The following is a 19,409-nucleotide window of genomic DNA, read 5'->3' as shown; positions in this document are numbered from 1 at the left end:
TGCTAAACAGTTCATTAATTGGGTGAAATGGAAAGTTTTTGTGCTTTACAAACCTAGGTGAAGGTGTAATAACTGAAAACACTTTATAGGGTGCAATCTCGTAAAGGAAAGACGTATATTGCAAATTCGCCATGAAAAATGTTTTCGCGAAGCATTGAACTTTGTATGAGTTAATCGGCAATATCGCAGAAAATGAATTGATTGTTTGTTGCTCGAAAGAGCCATGTTGAAAGAAGGGTACGCTATGCACATGCCATCGCCTAATACTGTAGCTCCCGCTCAAGGTTTATATCAGCCTGATGAGTTTAAGGATAACTGTGGTTTTGGTCTGATTGCCCATATGAAGGGTGACTCAAGCCATCATCTGGTCGAAACTGCGATTCACAGTTTAAGTTGCATGACGCACCGTGGTGGTATTGCCGCGGATGGTAAGACAGGAGATGGTTGCGGATTGTTATTGGCGATGCCGAAACAATTTTTCCGTGAAGAAGCACAGAAATTAGGCAGTAACCTGACTGAGATTTTTGCTGCTGGTACGGTATTCCTAAACATCGATCCTGCTTTAGCACAAAATGCCAAAAATATTTTGAATAAAGAAATTGCTGCTGAAGGTTTAACTGTTGCAGCATGGCGTGTTGTACCTACCAATAATGATGCTTTGGGTGAGATTGCACTACAATCCTTACCTGCATTTGAACAAATCCTCGTGAACTGCCCGATGGGTTTAACTGAAGTTGAGTTTAACCGTAAGCTCTTCTTGGCTCGTCGTCGTGCAGAACAACAATTACAAAATGATCCACTTTTCTATGTGACGACGTTAGCAACGACTGTTATCACCTATAAAGGGTTGATGATGCCAGCGGCCATTGCTGACTTCTATACTGACTTGGCGGATGAGCGTTTAAAATCACATATTGTGGTATTCCACCAACGTTTCTCAACCAATACCTTACCACGTTGGCCATTGGCACAACCTTTCCGTTATTTGGCGCACAATGGTGAAATCAACACCATTACTGCAAACCGTAATTGGGCATTGGCACGTACACCAAAGTTTGAAAACCCTTTACTACCAGGTTTAACTGAGTTAAATCCAATTGTGAACCGTACTGGTTCGGATTCATCAAGCTTGGATAACATGCTTGAGATCTTAGTCGGTGGTGGTATGGACCTGTTCCGTGCACTCCGTATGTTGGTTCCACCAGCATGGCAAAACGTTGAGACTTTAGATGCTGACTTACGTGCGTTCTATGAGTTTAACTCGAAGCATATGGAAGCGTGGGATGGTCCTGCGGGGCTCGTGATTCAAGATGGCCGTCATGCGATCTGTATGCTTGACCGTAATGGTTTACGTCCAGCACGTTGGGTAATCACCAAGAATGATTACATCACGCTCGCATCAGAAATTGGGGTGTGGGGCTATGAACCTGAAGATGTGGTATCTAAAGGTCGTGTAGGGCCTGGTCAAATTTTAGTGATTGATACTTTGACTGGCAAAGTGTTGGATACCAAAGATGTCAGCAACCATCTTAAAAACATGCGTCCATATCGTGAATGGTTGCGTGATCACGCCATCCGTTTACAAGCCAATCCACAGCTTGAAGAGCAGTTGCTTGATCAAGGCTTAACGGGTGATGCATTAAAAGCTGCGCAAAAAATGTTTATGGTGACATTTGAAGAGCGCGATCAGTTATTGCGTCCAATTGCAGAAAGTGGTCAGGAAGCAGTGGGTTCGATGGGTGATGATACGCCAATGGCAGTATTGTCCCGCCAAGTCCGCCATGTGTCTGACTACTTCCGTCAACAGTTTGCGCAAGTGACCAATCCACCGATCGATCCATTACGTGAATCAATCGTAATGTCGTTGGAAACCTGTTTGGGTCGTGAACAGAACGTGTTTGAGCAAGGCCCAGAACATGCGGACCGTATCATCATTTCTAGCCCTGTATTGTCAAATTCGAAAATGCAGCAGCTTCGTGATGTTGAAAAAGAACGTGAAGGCTATGGCGTTGTTGATATCGATCTGAACTATGCAGAAGCTGAAGGTTTGCAAGCGGCAATTGCACGCATCTGTGAAGAAGCGGCCCAAGCCGTTCGTGATGGTAAAACACTGATTGTGCTCACCGATAAGAACTTGCGTGAAGGTTTCTTGCCTGCAAACTCTGCATTGGCAACAGGCGCTGTGCATCATCATTTAATTAAAACCGGTTTGCGTACCGATGCAAATATTTTAGTTGAAACTGGTTTTGCGCGTGATCCACACCAATTTGCAGTTTTGTTAGGCTTTGGTGCAACTGCGGTGTATCCATACTTGGCCTATGATGTGATCAATGACTTGGTTGCGAAAGGCGAGTTATTGGGTGACCCAATCCATGCGCAAGCCAACTTCCGTAAAGGGATTGAGAAAGGCTTACTCAAAGTTCTTTCTAAGATGGGAATCTCTACGGTTGCGTCTTATCGTGGTGGTCAATTATTTGAAGCAGTCGGTTTATCTTCAGAAGTGGTGGATAAATGTTTCCTTGGCGTACCAAGCCGTATCCAAGGTGCAACATTCGCTGATTTGGAAAATGACCAGAAGAAATTGGCTACAACTGCTTGGCAAAATCGTAAGCCGATTGATCAAGGTGGTTTGCTTAAATTCGTATTTGGTAAAGAGTATCACGCGTTCAACCCAGACGTGATTAACTCACTGCATAAAGCGGTGCGTTCAGGTCAATACCAAGACTTTAAAGAATATGCAGAGTTGGTGAATAACCGTCCTGTTGCAACGATTCGTGACTTATTTAAGCTCAAAACCACGGATTCGATTGCATTGGATCAAGTTGAAACGATTGAAGATATTCTTCCACGTTTTGACTCTGCGGGTATGTCTTTAGGTGCATTATCACCAGAAGCGCATGAAGCCATTGCGATTGCCATGAATACCATTGGCGGTCGTTCAAACTCAGGTGAGGGTGGTGAAGATCCTGCGCGTTATGGCACGATTCGTAACTCGAAAATCAAACAAATTGCATCAGGTCGTTTTGGTGTAACCCCTGCGTACTTAACCTCTGCAGAAGTATTACAGATTAAAGTTGCACAGGGTGCAAAACCAGGTGAAGGTGGTCAGTTACCAGGCGGTAAAGTGAATGGCTTAATTGCGCGTTTACGTTACTCAGTACCAGGTGTGACCTTGATTTCACCGCCACCGCACCATGATATTTATTCAATTGAAGATTTATCACAATTGATCTTTGACTTGAAACAAGTCAATCCTCAAGCGATGGTATCGGTGAAATTGGTCTCTGAGCCAGGTGTTGGAACGATTGCTGCAGGTGTTGCAAAAGCCTATGCAGACTTCATTACCATTTCTGGTTATGACGGTGGTACAGCAGCATCTCCGCTGTCATCGATTCACCATGCAGGTTCGCCATGGGAACTTGGTTTAAGTGAAGCGCATCAGGCACTTCGTGTGAACGATTTGCGTGGTAAAGTCCGTGTTCAAACTGATGGTGGTTTGAAAACAGGTTTAGATGTGGTGAAAGCAGCAATTTTAGGTGCTGAAAGCTTTGGTTTTGGTTCGACGCCAATGATTGCACTCGGCTGTAAATACCTGCGTATTTGTCACTTAAATAACTGTGCGACTGGTGTTGCAACGCAACAAGACCATTTACGTCAAGAGCATTATATTGGCGAGCCAGAAATGCTGATCAACTTCTTCAAGTTTATTGCTGAAGAGACACGTGAATGGTTAGCTGCACTTGGTGTTGCATCATTGAAAGATTTGATTGGTCGTGTCGATTTACTTGAAGTTTTACCAGGTGAAACAGACAAGCACGCGCATCTTGACCTCAGTGCACTATTAACGTCGCATCCTGCTGCTGAAGGCAAGGCACAATATTGCCAAGTTCAAGGCAATGCACCATTCGATAAAGGTGTGTTGGCGGAGAAAATGGTGGCAGAGATGTTACCAGCAATTGAAGCAGGCGCTGGTGGCTCATTCAACTTCACCGTAGGTAACTGTGATCGTTCGATTGGAGCACGTATCTCAGGTGAAATTGCACGTCGTTATGGCAACTTGGGTATGGAAAACAGCCCAGTGGTAATGAACCTTGTTGGTACAGCAGGTCAGTCGCTTGGGGTTTGGAACGCAGGTGGTTTGCATATCAAACTGGAAGGTGATGCCAACGACTATGTCGGTAAAGGTATGGCGGGTGGTCGAGTATCGATCTTCCCACCAAAAGGTTCGCCATTCCAAACGCAAAATACTGCGATCATTGGTAACACCTGCTTATATGGTGCGACTGGCGGTAAAGTCTTTGCTGCGGGAACTGCGGGCGAGCGTTTCGCGGTACGTAACTCAGGCGCATTTGCTGTGATTGAAGGTGCGGGCGACCACTGTTGTGAATATATGACGGGTGGTGTGGTAACAGTATTGGGTAAAGTGGGTCATAACTTCGGTGCAGGTATGACCGGTGGTTTTGCTTATGTACTTGACCTTGATAATGACTTTGTCGACTACTATAACCACGAACTTATTGATCTGAATCGTATCTCTACTGAGGCGATGGAAGACCACAAAGAAAACTTACTGCGTATTCTTGATGAACATATCCAAGAGACGGGTAGTGCTTGGGCTTACAAGATCCGTAATGAGTTCGACTTCTATAGTCGTAAGTTCTGGCTGGTAAAACCAAAAGCTGCTAATTTACAAACGCTTTTGAAAACAACACAAGCCGATCCACAATAATTCCACGACTGCATAGACATAGGCAGGTGCAGAGATGAGGGACATCGCTGCGCCTACCCACGGAGAGAGACATGGCAGAGCGCCTGAATAATGACTTTCAATTTCTGGATGTAGCACGCCAAGATCCAGAGAAAAAAGATATTACTGTCCGCAAGGCAGAGTTTGTGGAAATTTATAAACCTTTTACTGCGGAAGTGGCTGCGAATCAGACCCACCGTTGTTTAGGCTGTGGTAACCCGTATTGTGAATGGAAATGTCCTGTACATAACTACATTCCAAACTGGTTAAAGCTGATTGCAGAAGGTCAAATTTTCCAAGCAGCTGAACTTTGCCACCAAACCAATACCTTGCCAGAAGTCTGTGGTCGTGTTTGTCCACAAGACCGTTTGTGTGAAGGTGCTTGTACCTTAAACGATGGTTTTGGTGCAGTGACCATTGGTAATGCTGAAAAATATATTAACGATACGGCTTTTGCATTAGGCTGGCGTCCAGATATGTCTGGGGTTAAATGGACTGATAAAAAAGTTGCGATCATTGGTGCAGGTCCAGCAGGCTTAGGCTGTGCAGATATTCTTGCGCGTGGTGGCGTAAAACCAGTGGTATTTGATAAACGCCCTGAAATCGGTGGTCTGCTCACATTTGGTATTCCAGAATTTAAAATGGAAAAAGATGTGATGAAACGTCGTCGTGAAATCTTCACAGGAATGGGCATTGAGTTCCGTTTAAATACCGAGATTGGTGTTGACGTAACGATTGAACAACTTCTGACTGAATACGATGCTGTATTTATGGGAATGGGAACTTACACCTATATGAAAGGTGGTTTCCCGGGTGAAGATCTCAATGGTGTGCATGATGCTCTGGATTTCTTGATTGCCAATGTAAATCGTTGCCAAGGTTGGGAAAAAGATCCAAGCGAATACATCAGTGTCGATGGTAAAAAGGTGATTGTACTTGGCGGTGGTGATACTGCGATGGACTGTAACCGTACCTCATTGCGTCAAGGTGCACATGATGTGACCTGTGCTTATCGTCGTGATGAAAGCAACATGCCAGGTTCTGCACGTGAAGTGAAGAATGCCTATGAAGAGGGTGTAAAATTCCTGTTCAACCGTCAGCCAATTGAAATTGTTGGTGAAAATGGCAAAGTGACTGGCGTTAAGGTTGTAACCACACAAATGGGTGCGCCTGACAGTCGTGGTCGTCGTAGCCCTGAACCGATTCCGGGTTCTGAAGAAGTTCTACCAGCGGATGCCGTATTATTGGCATTTGGTTTCCGTCCAAGTCCAGCGGATTGGTTCGGTGGTGCGAATGTGAGTTTAGATGGTTCAGGTCGTGTGGTTGCGGCAGAACAGCAAGAATTCAAATTCCAAACCTCGAATCCAAAAATCTTTGCAGGTGGGGATATGGTTCGTGGTTCTGACTTGGTTGTAACCGCGATCTGGGAAGGTCGTCAAGCTGCTGAAGGTATCTTGGATTATCTTGGTGTCTAAACCGATTTTAGATATTTAAGTTGTTAAAAGCCCAAGCCTCGTGCTTGGGCTTTTTTATTTTGTCGATGGTTGATGATATTTGCTTTTATGAACTAAGAAAATAAAAACTTTAACAAGCAGTCAATACCTTGCTATGCTGTTAATGATAATAATTCTTATTTTGTGTTGGGTGGATAAAATAATGACATCGAAACTCAATGACAGGCTGTTAATTGCCGCACTGTATACCAGTACCTTTCTCTGCTTGGTGGATTTAAGCAGTGTCAATCTGGCTTTAGCTGCAATTCAGACACAGTTCCATAGTCATCTCGCCGATTTACAGTGGGTGATTGATAGCTATGCGCTGAGTATGTCGAGTTTAATGTTGGCGGTGGGGGCTTTAAGCCAATGGTTGGGACGTAAACGCTTATGGTTAGTCGGTGTCGTGATCTTTATTTTTGGCTCGGTGATTTGTGCCGCTGCGCCAGATTTTAGCTTATTGATTGTTGGGCGAGTGATCCAAGGCATTGCGGGGGCGATGCTGATTCCTTTAACCCTTGCAATCATTGTACATCACTTTACCCAAGCCAATCGCAAGGCACGAGAAATTGGCAACTGGAGTTCATTCAGTGCTTTTGCCTTGATTGTTGGGCCACTGATGGGTGGCCTAATGGTGCATTATCTAGGCTGGCAGAGTATTTTTTGGTTAAATCTACCCGTTGGATTATTGGCCTTGTTTTTAGGCTGGAAAGGGATTGAACCAGATTCAAGTCAGCAAAAAGTAAGTTTTGACTATTTAGGGTTGATTTATAGCGTGATTGCAATCGCAACATTGACCTATAGCATTATCATGGTACAGCAGGCCCATATCGGTTATTTGATCAGTTTTACTTTTCTCATCTCGATTGTCTTTGCTCTGATTTTTATTCGACATCAAAATAAAGCCTCGCACCCTCTGGTGCCACGTCATTTATTTCGCAACCGCATTTTTTTGCGTTTTAACCTGATTTCATTTTTATTGGGATTTGCAGGCTATAGCTCTTTATTTGTCTTTGCTTTGTTTTATCAGGAACAAGTTCATTTAAGTGCAGCGCAAGCAGGCTGGTTAATCGCTCCGCAATTCCTAATGCAGGCCGTGGTTTCCATTTGGTTTGGTCGCTTGCAGCAAAGTTATGGAGCATTGTCATTGCTTCGGATTGGTTTGCTGATCTCAGGCGTTGCATTGATCGCGATGGTCAGTTTCCAGAGTAATTCATCTTATCTGTTGTTTATTGGCTTAAGTGGCCTGATGGGTGCAGGCATTGGATTGATTGTACCCAGTTCGAGTACCTTGAGCCTGCATGCAGTATTGCAGGCAGATGCCAGCTTTGCCGCGGCAATATTAAATATGCTCAGGCAGCTTGGCCTGACCTTTGGCATTGCAGTATTGGGGACCCTGACAGCATTAATTATTCAATGGACCGTTGAAACACTGCATTATTCTATGGCTCAGGCCCAGTTATTGGCTTTTCATAGTGTGGTTGCCACCATGGGCGGACTGTTTATTGCAGCCATATGGAGCTTGAGAAAAATTAAACAAGAAGAATGTGTCGCACCGATTTCATCGTCATAGACCAGTCATCATTTTGGTAGTTTTGGCAAACTTTATAAGCTTTTTTGCCCTGTCTTTGCCATTTTCCCAGCGCAATACTCGAACTCAGGCTAGGAAATGATGCAGGCAATCGAGATGGCTCTTGCAAATGTGAATGTGGAAAAAAATTATTTAAATCGCCCTAAAGCATTGGGAATTACAGTACGACGTTTGCAATTTAATCCGAAAAAAATCAAACGTCATTATTTTGCCAATTCTCCAGTAATGTCACATCTATTAACAGCACTGTCTTCAACATTTCCAATTGGAGAACAGTATTTTGTGAATAGTGTGCGTAATGTCCGAGATAAAGTGCAAGATCCTCAACTACAGGCGCAGATTGCGGCATTTATTGGGCAAGAGGCGATGCATTCCAAAGCACATACCGAGTTTAACGATGCTTGGCGACGTGAGGATTATAATCTTGATCGTTTTCAGGCGTGGTTGGCGAAACGGGATGATATGCTGCGAAATATTCACCCGAAATTGCAACTGGCTTTGACCTGTGCCTTTGAGCATTTTACTGCAATGTTAGGTGGCTATATTTTAAAACACCCAGAAATACTCAGTACACTAGATGATGATGCGATGAAGCTCTGGGTCTGGCATGCAATTGAAGAAATCGAGCATCGTTCGGTGGCATTTGATGTTTACCAAGAAGTATATGGCGATGATCGTATTCGCCGTTTACTGATGCGGAGTGTGACGACAGGCTTTGCCAGCCTGACGTTTTATGCGACCACGCGGTTGATCTGGCAGGATAAATGGAAGAGCTTACCGAAATTGGGTGGCAATCTGTTTGGTATGTATTTACTGAGTAAAATGCTATTACAGTTGATTCCTGAGTATTTATCTTATTATCAAGCTGATTTTCATCCAGCAAAACACGATTACACTGCATTGGTGAATTACTGGAAAGCACGCATGGCAGATGAATATGGGATGGCAAGTTTCCAAGAAGAAACTGCTTCTAAAATTTATAGTTAATCATCATCCAATACCATTAAAGTTGCTTAGCATGGCATTACATCAAGGTTCTTGAGTAATGCCTTTTTTATTTAAATTCAGATAAAGCAACGTTAATAAATGTTACACAGCCGACAAAAAATCTCATTACAATGAATTATCGCAAAAATATAAAGAAAAACTTGAGGATAAATTTTTATGAAAATCATCAAACAAACCGCATTGGCAACTGTATTGGCAAGCACACTGTTATTTACAGGTTGTGGTTATAACACTCTGCAAGTCAAAGATGAGGCTGTGATTGCTTCTTGGTCTGAAGTTCAAAACCAATATCAACGCCGTGCCGATCTTGTGCCGAATTTGGTCAATGTGGTGAAAGGTTATGCCAAACATGAAGAGCAGGTTTTGGTTGAAGTCACACAAGCACGTTCTAATGTTGCGGGCTTAAAAGTTGATAAAGAAGTGTTGGAAGATCCAGCGCTATTTGAGAAATACCAACAAGCGCAAAGCCAATTGACGGGTGCATTATCGCGCTTGATTGCGGTTTCAGAAAATTATCCTGACTTAAAAGCCAATGAGCAATTCCGTGATTTACAAGCACAACTTGAAGGGACTGAAAACCGTATCGCGGTTGCGCGTAACCGTTATATTACCACGGTTCAAGATTACAACGGCTATGTCCGTCAATTCCCTCAAGCGTTGACGGCTAAAGTCATTGGCATGAAAACCAAAGAAAACTTTAAAGCGGAACAGTCTGCACAGCAAGCGCCAACAGTTTCATTTAATTAATATCTGAAATTGTTTCGAACTGTGAGGAGTTACCGTATGTTGAACGTGTTTAAGCAGAGCTTAAAGCAGCGAATCTTAGCTGTTTTAACCATTATTTTTGCGACACTGTTTTTCCAACATACGGTTTGGGCTGAAGTCGCGACCGCAACTGATCAAAGTGATGTGCTTGTTGCGGGTAAAATTATTCAAGAACAGCAAAAGAATAAAACGACGACTACACCAGCCTTGGCAAATGCTGAAACTCCTGCATTGCCCCAAGTGGTCAATGACATGGCAGAGGGCGAATCGATTCGTGGTTTGCCAACTTTAAATCAACCCGTGATTGATCAGGCCAAAGTATTGAGTGTTGCTGAAATGCAGCAACTCAATCAGAAAATTCTCAGTCTGTATCAGCAAGGCAAAGCGCAAATCGGGGTGATTATCGTACCAACCACTGGGCAGGAAGCCATTTTTGATTTTGCCTTGCGTGCTGGTGAAAAATGGCAGCTTGGCTCAGCAAAACGTGATAATGGCTTACTGATGGCGATTGCAGTCAATGATCGTAATATCCAGATCTTGACGGGTTATGGTTTGGAGGGCGTACTGCCTGATGTGGTATTGAGTCGGATTATCCGCAATCAAATCACACCCTACTTTAAACAGGGGCAATACGCACAAGGTATTTCTGCGGGATTAGATGAAATTAGTCGCATTGTTAACTTAGACCCAGAGATTGCGCAGCAAGCCGCACAAGAATTGAAAGATCGACATGAACAAGCGATACAAGCACAGCAGGCTAAAGACAATACTTTGACTATGGCGTTATTCATTCTGGTAGCTGGTGTCGTCGGTTCATTTATTGTCGGTAATCGTTTAAGTGCTTCCACCGCAGCTGTGGCTGCAACTGTTGCAGGTTTGGTCAACGGTGCGGGTCTGGTGATGAGCTTATTGCTCGGTGTTGGGATTTTCTTTTTATTGATCACCTCGTTGGCGCAACTGATTTTCCAAGCCTTTCTATCGGGTGGTGGTCGCGGTGGCGGCGGAGGTGGATTTGGCGGCGGCAGTGGCGGTGGTTATAGTGGTGGCGGCGGTAGCTTTGGCGGGGGAGGAGCATCAGGCTCATGGTAACCAAGACAGATACAACACAGATTATTACTCAGCCTAAACTAGATGAGCATGTACAGCCAAGTTTAAAACGCTGGTTCAAGCATTTCCTTTATGTTTCGTCGGCGCATCGTTATTTCAATAAGCAAGATCGAGTCGAGATTGCCAAAGCAGTACACGAAGCGGAAAAGGGGCATGTGGGGGAGATTCAGGTGGTGATTGAAGGACACATTCCGTGTTCACAGGCTTACCATCAAAATACCCGTTTACGCGCGCAACAACTGTTTGCTGAACTGGGAGTTTGGGATACTGAACTGAATAGTGGTGTATTGCTCTATCTCAATCTATGCGAGCGCAAAGTCGAAATTGTGATTGATCGCGGTTTAAAAAATGCCACACCGACTGAAACATGGAATGGGATTTGCCAAAACATTGTACAGATGTTAGCTCAAAAGCAATATTTACAGGCCGTGAATAAAGGGGTTACTGAAATTGGACAGGTATTAGATCAGTATTATGTAAAAACAGATCTGGACGATCAAAATGAATTGCCGAATGAACCAATTATTTTAAATTAAAACGCGATCTTGTCATTTAAAAATAGGGCTTGTTGTTTTGTTTAAAATCAATTATTGTGCAGAATGTTCTGTATATAAAATTTGCAATCGGCTGCTTGTTGCAATTTCCTTCTGATAAGCGGTAAAAAAAATATTAATAAAGTTTCTGTGAATTGAGTCGCTCAATTTACATACAAGTAGAAAATAGTCAAATTCGTTCGCTAAAAAAAAGAATAATTAAACAGTAAAGATGACGTTATTTGTCATTTTTTTTCTTAAAGTGTCTAAATTGATCTTATTTTATCCAATATGATTTTTTTTTAAGTCTCTGTTTTTTTAGGTTAAAATTGGCTAAGCTAAGGACTGGCATAAAACATGCTAAATACAAAGCAGCTGCAAAAAAGCTTATAAAAAATTTATACATTGGAGAAATGTTATGAACACAATGCAAAAGGGTTTTACTCTTATTGAATTGATGATTGTTGTCGCGATTATCGGTATCTTGGCGGCGATTGCAATTCCTGCATATCAAAACTATACGAAACGTTCGCACGTTTCAGAAGGACTTAACCTCGCAGGAGGGGCAAAAACTGCAGTAACAGAATTCTATTCATCGAATAACCGTTATCCTGCAAATAACGCAAGCGCAGGTTTAGCTGCTGCAAGTGCTATTACTGGTAATGCTGTAACATCTGTTACTGTAGCTAGTGGTTTAATTACGGTTGCATATAATACAAAAATTGATGATACAACTGGTAAAACTCTTGTTCTAAGTCCGACAACTGCTGGTGGTGCAATCCAGTGGAAATGTAAAGTGGGTACTATTGACCCTAAATTAGTTCCATCTAATTGTCGTTAATATATATTTGACTTGAAAACGCTCATCTTGAATGGGCGTTTTTTATTGATTTAAACCAAATATGAGTTAAATATGTATAAAAAATATTATTCTGGTATTGTATTATTCTTATCTTTATTTATATGTATCTTTATTTATTCAGTTGGTTTAAAAGGTGATTATTTATTTGATGATTATCCTAATTTACAGGATCTTGGAACATATGGGGTAATTGATAGTTGGGATAAAACTAGAGCATTTATTTTTAATGGTTTTGCAGGGCCTACAGGTCGTCCGATTTCATTAGCAAGTTTTTTAATTGATGCGAATACTTGGCCAACAGATCCTTATCCTTTTAAATATACTAACTTGATGATTCATTTACTCAATGGGGTTTTCCTCTGTTGGGCAATATTACTGCTATTAAGAAACTATCAATACCAAGAACAAAAAGCAGTTTGGATTGCATTAGTCAGTACAGCAATTTGGTTGTTACACCCCTATTTCGTTTCAACAACTCTATATGTTATACAACGTATGGCTCAACTTGCTACACTATTTAGTTTAATTGGAATAGTGGGGTACTTAAAAGCACGCTTATTTTTATCTGAAAAATCAATTCCTGCTTATATATTGATGAGTTTAAGTATTGGGTTAGGAACAGTTTTAGCAACTTTTAGTAAAGAAAATGGTGCTTTATTACCTTTACTTATTTTAGTCATAGAATTTTGTAACCCAAATAAAGAAAAAAATAAACCAAGATGGCAATGGCGAGCAGTCTGTTTATGGTTACCTTCTATTACAATTACTCTATTACTTATAAAGTATATGGATTTTTCAGCTCATCCATGGCCCAATCGTAATTTTAATATGATTGAACGTCTCTATAGTGAAGCTCGTATTGTAAGTGAGTATTTATATAATTTAATTGTTCCTCAAGTTGAATTGAAAGGTCTTTATCAAGATGGTTTTTATATCTCAAAATCATTAACTCAGCCAATTACAACATTATATTCTATAGTTTTTTTATTTATTTTATTGCTGTTGGTGTTAATATTTAAAAGAAAATATCCTTTATGTGCATTAGCGATTTTATTTTTCTTTGCTGCACATTTGATGGAATCTACAGTTATTGGATTAGAATTATATTTTGAACATCGGAACTATTTATCAGCTATTTTTTTATTTTTACCTATTGCTAGTGGCTTTTATTCATTAAAAAAATATATTGATGCTAGGTTAGTCTATTTTATCATTCTATTGATTTTATCTATTTTGTCCTTTTTTACTTATGAACGAGCCAAACTCTGGGGAAATACAGATCGATTACAACTTTATTGGGCAAAAAATTCTCCAGATTCGCCCAGAGCACAAAATGCAATTGCAGCCGTTTTATTTGATAAAGGGAATTTATTTGAAGCGAATCAATATGTGCAAAAGGCGATGCAAAGATTGCCTGATAGTGCATTACTGAATATGCGTTTACTTTTACAGAAAGTATATGCAGGTGTAGCAACAATTGATGACTTTGAACAAACAGCAAACCGATTAAAAAAACAACCTTTTGATGCGCAAGCAATACAGGCCTTAAGAACGTTAGTTGAATTTACTGTCGATAATCCACAAACTTTGAAATATGCAAATTGGTCTCTTTCACTCATATCTGCATTAGAAAAAAATGCAAAATATAATCAATTCCCTTTATTTCAGCGATTAATGCCCTATTTAAAAGCAAAAATTTATATAGCACTAAGTAAACCTGAATTAGCTTTGAATCAATATTTAGAAGCTATATTACGCTATAATGATGTTGAAGCTGGAATGATGATGGTAGCTGAGTTAGGTTCTGCAAAATATTACGATGAAGCATTAATTTTGCTTGATAAAGTAGAGGAAATTTATCGTCGGCAAGATACTAAAACATTAAAACGTACTCAGCGCGAATATGATTTTGAAATTAAACGTTTAAGGGAAGTCTTGCAGCAAAAGTTGCAAAACAAAAAATGAGGGAATATCAGTTGAATATTAGTATAGTATTACCCGCGAAAAATGAAGCAGGGGCGATTGGAAAAACAGTTGAAAAGATCAGGCAATTAGATATTGCTTATGAAATCATTGTTGTCAATGATGGTTCAACTGATAGCACAAAAGAAGTCGCAGAAAAAGCAGGGGCAGTGGTGGTTACGCATCCTTATTCTAAAGGTAATGGTGCAGCAATTAAGACGGGTACAAGAGTAGCAACAGGGGATGTGATTGTTTTTATGGATGCTGATGGACAGCATGATCCTAATGATATTTCTCGATTAATTGAAAAAATTGAGCAAGGTTATGATTTAGTTGTTGGTGCAAGACAAAAAGGTTCGCAAGCAAGTGTTGGTCGTGGTATTGCAAATACACTTTATAATAATTTAGCGACTTATATGACAGAACATAAAGTAGAAGATCTCACTTCAGGCTTGCGTGCAGTACGTGCAGAGAAATTTAGAGAATTTCTCTATTTGTTACCCAACGGTTTTTCTTATCCAACGACCAGTACTATGGCATTTTTTAGAGCAGGGTATTCAGTCGCTTATATTCCAATCCATGCTGCTAAACGAATTGGAAAAAGCCATATTCATCCATTAAAAGATGGAATACGTTTTTTTCTTATCATTTTTAAAATAGCAACTCTATTTTCACCTTTAAAGATGTTTTTACCGATAGCTGTTGTATTATTTCTGATTGCAACAAGTTGGTATGGCTATACACTTTATGAATATCATCGTTTTACTAATATGAGTGCATTGCTTTACACGGGAAGTGTGATGATATTTTTGATGGGGCTAATTTCTGAGCAAGTGACTGCCCTCATGTATAAAGATAATAAGTAGGAATTACTGTGTTTAGTATATTAATACAGTTGTGGAAAATTTTGACACCGCTTGATAAAAGAAAACTATTGGTTGTTCTTATTCTTGTAGTTATTATGGCAGGTATTGAAGCAATTGGTGTTGTTTCAATTATGCCTTTTCTCGCCGTATTAGCGAATCCTACAGTTATAGAAAGCAATTTATTGCTTCAAAAAATTTCAAAAATTTTATTAGTGAGTGATACACGTCAATTTATTGTATACCTAGGTGTAATTTCACTTATCATTGTTATTTGTTCTACCGTTATTAAGATTATTACTCAATATGCATTATATAGATTTTCTAACCTACAGCGGCATTATTTTTCAACTCGACTTTTAGAAATTTACTTACAACAGCCTTATGAATTTTTTATTGAAAAAAATAGCTCAAACTTGATAAAAAATATATTGTCAGAAGTAGATGAACTTGTTCGGGGGATTATTCAACCTATATTGTTTTTGATTGCTTATAGTGTTGTTATCCTGTGTGTGATTGCTATTTTAGTTTGTTATGATCCTATAATGGCAATTTCTACTGCATTTATATTAATGTTTTTTTATATTATTATTTTTTTAAGTGTGAAAAAAGTTCTTGATCGGATAGGCCAAAGTTTTGTTGAGGCAAATGAAATACGCTATCAAGCTTGTTCGGAAGTATTGGGTGGTATTAAAGATATTATAATTAATCATGCAGAAAAACAATACATTGAGAAAGTGGATCATAGTTCAAGACTATATTCACTACACTTAGCAACGAAAGAAACTTTAGGTCAAGTCCCTCTACATATTGTGGAGACGATAGGGTATGGCTGTATTATTATTCTTGCTATCACATTAGTTGTCTCTGGTAAAGAAATCTCTCATATTTTACCTATATTAGGATTGTATGGAATAGCTGCTTATCGAATGTTACCCGCCGCACAAAATATATATAGAGCAGTTTCACAAATAAAATTTTCTCAAAACGTTTTTAATGTGATAAAAAATGAGTTTTTATTAGAGCGTGAAAAAATAGATTTTAAGCCAGACTATAAACTTAAATTTGAAAAAATAATCCAATTAGAAAATATATGTTTTTCTTACTCAAGTCGTTCTGATCATTTGGTTTTTGATGATTTTAATTTAAATATTCTAAAAAATCAAAGCATAGGAATTGTGGGTAAGAGTGGCAGTGGTAAAAGTACACTCATGGATATTATGTTGGGTTTATTGCACCCAAATAATGGAAAAATCCTAATTGATGGTGTTGAGTTAAATCAGAATAATATACAGGCTTGGTATCAAATTGTAGGATATGTACCGCAAAGCATTTATCTAGCGGACAAAAGTATTGCAGAAAACATCGCATTTGGTCTTGATGTCGAGCAAATCGATATGCAGGCAGTTAGATTTGCTGCACAACAGGCTCAGATTGATGAGTTTATTGTGAAGCAATTACCACAAGCGTATCAAACAAAAGTTGGTGAGCGTGGGGTAATGTTATCTGGTGGTCAAAGGCAACGTATTGGAATCGCTCGTGCATTATATAAGAATCCGCAAATTTTATTTATGGATGAAGCAACCAGTGCATTAGATATTGAAACTGAACATGCAGTAAATGAAGCAATTAAAAATTTAAGTGGAAAAAAAACCATAGTGATTATTGCGCATAGAGAAAGTGCTGTTGCGAACTGTGATCACATTATTACTTTATAAGTCAGGAATATATATGCTGAATATCGTAATCCCAATGGCTGGTGCGGGTAGTCGATTTGCCAAGGCTGGTTATATTGATCCAAAGCCGCTGATAAGAATACATGATGAACCAATGATTAAGTTAGTTATTGATAATCTAATGCCAAATCAACCCCATCGATTTATCTTTATATGTCAAGCAGAACATGTTAGAGAATATAATTTGATTGAGAAATTGAATCAATGGGCTCCAACCTCAGTAATTATAGAAATTGAGGGTCTTACTGAGGGAGCAGCGTGTACAGTGCTAGCTGCTAAAAAGTTTATTAATAATAAAGATCCATTAATGATTGCCAATAGTGATCAGTATGTAGATATTCGCATTGATGACTATCTGAATTATCAGAGATCAAATAATTTAGATGGTTTGATTATGACGATGACAGCTAATGATCCCAAATGGTCATTTGTTAGATTAAATGATAAAAATATGGCGACAGAAGTCGTCGAGAAAGAAGTGATTTCCAATGAGGCAACCGTAGGTATTTATAATTATACTCACGGATGTAACTTTGTAGCTGCCGCAGAAAACATGATTCATGGTAATGAGCGGGTGAATGATGAGTTCTATGTTGCTCCTGTTTATAATCGACTCATTCAACAAGGACAAAAAATAGGAATTTATAATATAGGTTCGGAAGCTCAAGGCATGTATGGCTTAGGTATTCCCCAAGATTTGGATCTTTTTTTGAGTTTACCTATTTCGAAAAGGGCAGCGGGGATGAATACATGATTATTTTAAGTCATCGTGGTTATTGGAGACAGATAAAAGAGAAAAACACCATTGCTGCATTTATGCACTCTTTCAATCTTGGGTTTGGTACAGAAACAGATATTCGGGATTTAAATGGAACACTGGTTATTTCACATGATATGCCTAATAATCATGCCATAAGTTTTAAAGATTTTTTAGATATTTATAGTGGATCTGATTTACCATTGGCGTTAAATGTCAAAGCAGATGGATTGGCAGAGACTCTTAAAATGTATATGGAAAATATACCGAATACCAACTGGTTTGTTTTTGATATGTCAATACCTGATATGCGAGCCTATATAAAACTAGGACTTCCAATATTTACTCGAATGAGTGAAGTTGAACAACATCCTATATGGTTTGATCAAGCCGTAGGTGTCTGGCTAGATTCTTTTTCAGAGGAGTGGTATAACTCGACTATAATCGAAAATTTTTTAATTCAAGGCAAAAAAGTTTGTATTGTATCTTCGGAACTGCATGGTCGTGATAAAACCTCTTTATGGAGCTTAATTCGCCCTTTATCTCATTACTCTCAATTGATGTTGTGTACTGACATACCTGAAGAAGCTAAAGCTTATTTTAGTCGAGCTAAAACGTGAAAATAAAAGCAATTATTTTTGATATGGATGGGGTGTTAATAGAGGCTAAGGATTGGCACTACAAAGCACTCAATCGTGCATTAGGATTATTTGGCTATCAAATTAACCGATATGATCATCTAACTACTTATGATGGATTGCCCACTATCAAAAAACTTGAAATGTTATCATTAGAATCTGGGCTCCCTAGGGAACTTCATAAGTTTATCAATGAAATGAAACAGATTTATACGATGGAAATTGTTTATGCCGAATGTAAACCTCAGTTTGTCCATGAATATGCCTTGTCAAAACTAAAAGCGAGAGGATTTAAACTTGCGGTTGCTTCAAACTCTATTAGACATACCGTTGAAGTAATGATGGAAAAATCCAAACTTGGAGGTTATCTTGATCAAATCGTATCAGCGAGCGATGTCATTAAACCAAAGCCTGACCCAGAAATTTATTTAACCTCTATTACAAAGTTGGGTTTAATGCCAAAGGAATGTTTAGTTATTGAAGATAATGAAAATGGCATTAAGTCTGCAAGGGCATCTGGAGCACATGTGTTGGTGGTAAAAGACGTACATGATGTTAATTTAAGTAATATAGAATCTCAAATCAAACAAATTGAGGCTTTGATGTGAATGTATTAATTTTAGCTGCTGGGTATATGCCGTTGCAAAGTCAGAATGAAAGTTACCCTTTAACATTGGTTGAGTTTGAGGGTATTCCCTTGATTCAAAAACTGATTGAACAATGTGCTTCTATTGACTCAGAGGTTAATTTTATTATTGCTTTACGTGACACAGATGTTCGAGATTATTATTTAGATAATATTGTATGTCTACTTTCTCCAGATGCTAAAATACTCAAGGTTTCTGATAATACTCGAGGAGCCGCATGTACAGCACTTCTTGCAATACCTTATATTGATAATAATGATGAATTACTTATTCTTAATGGAAATGAATTACTAGATATTGATTTTTCATTACCTTTACGAAATTTTCGTCAGCGTGGTTTAGACGCAGGGGTGGTTAGCTTTAATTCTGTACATCCACGTTATTCTTATGTGAAAATTGAAGATGAATTAGTTATTGAAGCAGCAGAAAAAAGACCCATTAGTAGACATGCGACGGCTGGTTTCTTCTGGTTTGAGAAAGGTGAAATATTTGTAAAAGCTGCAAAAAATATGATTCGAAAAGATGCTTCAGTCAATGGTTTATTTTATATTTGCCCAAGCCTCAATGAGTTAGTATTAGAGCAAAATAGAATTGGTATATTTAAAGTTGCTACTGAGCTTTATCACCCTATAAAAAATGAAAAACAACTGGAACAGTTAGAAGCATTTATAGAAAAGAAAAGATAGCTAATTATGGAAAA

General features: G+C 39.2%; 15 protein-coding genes. All 15 read left to right on the top strand.

The genetic code is table 11. The features are described from left to right. Nucleotides 1-250 precede the first annotated feature (250 nt). The 15 genes from gltB to B2727_RS18875 all read left to right on the top strand — a co-directional run bounded on the left by gltB (nucleotide 251) and on the right by B2727_RS18875 (nucleotide 19,395). Nucleotides 251-4,729, top strand: coding sequence for a glutamate synthase large subunit (gene gltB, locus B2727_RS18945; RefSeq protein ID WP_171248642.1), 4,479 nt, complete (start codon nucleotides 251-253; stop codon nucleotides 4,727-4,729). Between the two features lie 71 nt (nucleotides 4,730-4,800). Continuing rightward, the gene (locus B2727_RS18940; protein WP_033132632.1) at nucleotides 4,801-6,222 is read left to right on the top strand and encodes an FAD-dependent oxidoreductase; all 1,422 of its coding nucleotides are present in this window, start codon (nucleotides 4,801-4,803) and stop codon (nucleotides 6,220-6,222) included. A gap of 181 nt (nucleotides 6,223-6,403) precedes the next feature. After that, nucleotides 6,404-7,813 carry an MFS transporter gene (locus B2727_RS18935; RefSeq protein WP_033132631.1) on the top strand — a complete coding sequence of 470 codons (1,410 nt, stop codon included), beginning with the start codon at nucleotides 6,404-6,406 and terminating at the stop codon, nucleotides 7,811-7,813. Between the two features lie 114 nt (nucleotides 7,814-7,927). Beyond that, nucleotides 7,928-8,818 carry a metal-dependent hydrolase gene (locus B2727_RS18930; RefSeq protein ID WP_032865077.1) on the top strand — a complete coding sequence of 297 codons (891 nt, stop codon included), beginning with the start codon at nucleotides 7,928-7,930 and terminating at the stop codon, nucleotides 8,816-8,818. A gap of 177 nt (nucleotides 8,819-8,995) precedes the next feature. Further along, complete coding sequence (locus B2727_RS18925) at nucleotides 8,996-9,586, top strand: LemA family protein (RefSeq protein WP_033132630.1); 591 nt, start codon at nucleotides 8,996-8,998, stop codon at nucleotides 9,584-9,586. Between the two features lie 36 nt (nucleotides 9,587-9,622). Beyond that, nucleotides 9,623-10,693, top strand: a complete 1,071-nt coding sequence (locus B2727_RS18920; RefSeq protein WP_241345201.1) for a TPM domain-containing protein — start codon at nucleotides 9,623-9,625, stop codon at nucleotides 10,691-10,693. After that, on the top strand, nucleotides 10,687-11,247 hold the full coding sequence (locus B2727_RS18915) for a TPM domain-containing protein (RefSeq protein WP_033134511.1): 561 nt from the start codon (nucleotides 10,687-10,689) through the stop codon (nucleotides 11,245-11,247). The genes B2727_RS18920 and B2727_RS18915 overlap by 7 nt, the downstream gene beginning before the upstream one ends. A 415-nt stretch (nucleotides 11,248-11,662) precedes the next feature. Beyond that, nucleotides 11,663-12,085, top strand: coding sequence for a pilin (locus B2727_RS18910; RefSeq protein ID WP_033134512.1), 423 nt, complete (start codon nucleotides 11,663-11,665; stop codon nucleotides 12,083-12,085). Nucleotides 12,086-12,157: 72 nt separating this feature from the next. Further along, nucleotides 12,158-14,071, top strand: coding sequence for a tetratricopeptide repeat protein (locus B2727_RS18905; RefSeq protein ID WP_033134513.1), 1,914 nt, complete (start codon nucleotides 12,158-12,160; stop codon nucleotides 14,069-14,071). Between the two features lie 11 nt (nucleotides 14,072-14,082). Beyond that, entirely contained in the window at nucleotides 14,083-14,934 is an 852-nt protein-coding gene (locus B2727_RS18900; RefSeq protein WP_241345200.1) for a glycosyltransferase family 2 protein, read from the top strand. 8 nt (nucleotides 14,935-14,942) lie between these two features. Beyond that, nucleotides 14,943-16,649, top strand: a complete 1,707-nt coding sequence (locus B2727_RS18895) for an ABC transporter ATP-binding protein (RefSeq protein ID WP_033134515.1) — start codon at nucleotides 14,943-14,945, stop codon at nucleotides 16,647-16,649. A 13-nt stretch (nucleotides 16,650-16,662) separates the two neighbouring features. Next, entirely contained in the window at nucleotides 16,663-17,421 is a 759-nt protein-coding gene (locus B2727_RS18890) for a glycosyltransferase family 2 protein (RefSeq protein ID WP_033134516.1), read from the top strand. Then, nucleotides 17,418-18,044 (top strand): phosphodiesterase, encoded by a 627-nt coding sequence (locus B2727_RS18885; RefSeq protein ID WP_033134517.1) that lies wholly within the window; start codon nucleotides 17,418-17,420, stop codon nucleotides 18,042-18,044. The genes B2727_RS18890 and B2727_RS18885 overlap by 4 nt, the downstream gene beginning before the upstream one ends. Further along, nucleotides 18,041-18,670: an HAD family hydrolase gene (locus tag B2727_RS18880; protein ID WP_081406968.1), complete on the top strand. Its 630-nt coding sequence runs from the start codon at nucleotides 18,041-18,043 to the stop codon at nucleotides 18,668-18,670. Before B2727_RS18885 ends, B2727_RS18880 begins: the two co-directional genes overlap by 4 nt. Next, on the top strand, nucleotides 18,667-19,395 hold the full coding sequence (locus B2727_RS18875) for a glycosyltransferase family 2 protein (protein WP_033134518.1): 729 nt from the start codon (nucleotides 18,667-18,669) through the stop codon (nucleotides 19,393-19,395). Before B2727_RS18880 ends, B2727_RS18875 begins: the two co-directional genes overlap by 4 nt. Nucleotides 19,396-19,409: the final 14 nt, after the last annotated feature.

Origin of the sequence: Acinetobacter sp. UBA991 (genome assembly GCF_002292065.1) — a bacterium.
Classification (GTDB): Bacteria; Pseudomonadota; Gammaproteobacteria; order Pseudomonadales; family Moraxellaceae; genus Acinetobacter; species Acinetobacter higginsii.
This window is presented reverse-complemented; position numbering and strand designations above follow the sequence as displayed.

Coding starts and splice junctions, on each gene's coding strand:
- gltB (WP_171248642.1), top strand. CDS start 251: ATGCCATCGCCTAATACTGTAGCTCCCGCTCAAGGTTTATATCAGCCT.
- B2727_RS18940 (WP_033132632.1), top strand. CDS start 4,801: ATGGCAGAGCGCCTGAATAATGACTTTCAATTTCTGGATGTAGCACGC.
- B2727_RS18935 (WP_033132631.1), top strand. CDS start 6,404: ATGACATCGAAACTCAATGACAGGCTGTTAATTGCCGCACTGTATACC.
- B2727_RS18930 (WP_032865077.1), top strand. CDS start 7,928: ATGGCTCTTGCAAATGTGAATGTGGAAAAAAATTATTTAAATCGCCCT.
- B2727_RS18925 (WP_033132630.1), top strand. CDS start 8,996: ATGAAAATCATCAAACAAACCGCATTGGCAACTGTATTGGCAAGCACA.
- B2727_RS18920 (WP_241345201.1), top strand. CDS start 9,623: ATGTTGAACGTGTTTAAGCAGAGCTTAAAGCAGCGAATCTTAGCTGTT.
- B2727_RS18915 (WP_033134511.1), top strand. CDS start 10,687: ATGGTAACCAAGACAGATACAACACAGATTATTACTCAGCCTAAACTA.
- B2727_RS18910 (WP_033134512.1), top strand. CDS start 11,663: ATGAACACAATGCAAAAGGGTTTTACTCTTATTGAATTGATGATTGTT.
- B2727_RS18905 (WP_033134513.1), top strand. CDS start 12,158: ATGTATAAAAAATATTATTCTGGTATTGTATTATTCTTATCTTTATTT.
- B2727_RS18890 (WP_033134516.1), top strand. CDS start 16,663: ATGCTGAATATCGTAATCCCAATGGCTGGTGCGGGTAGTCGATTTGCC.
- B2727_RS18885 (WP_033134517.1), top strand. CDS start 17,418: ATGATTATTTTAAGTCATCGTGGTTATTGGAGACAGATAAAAGAGAAA.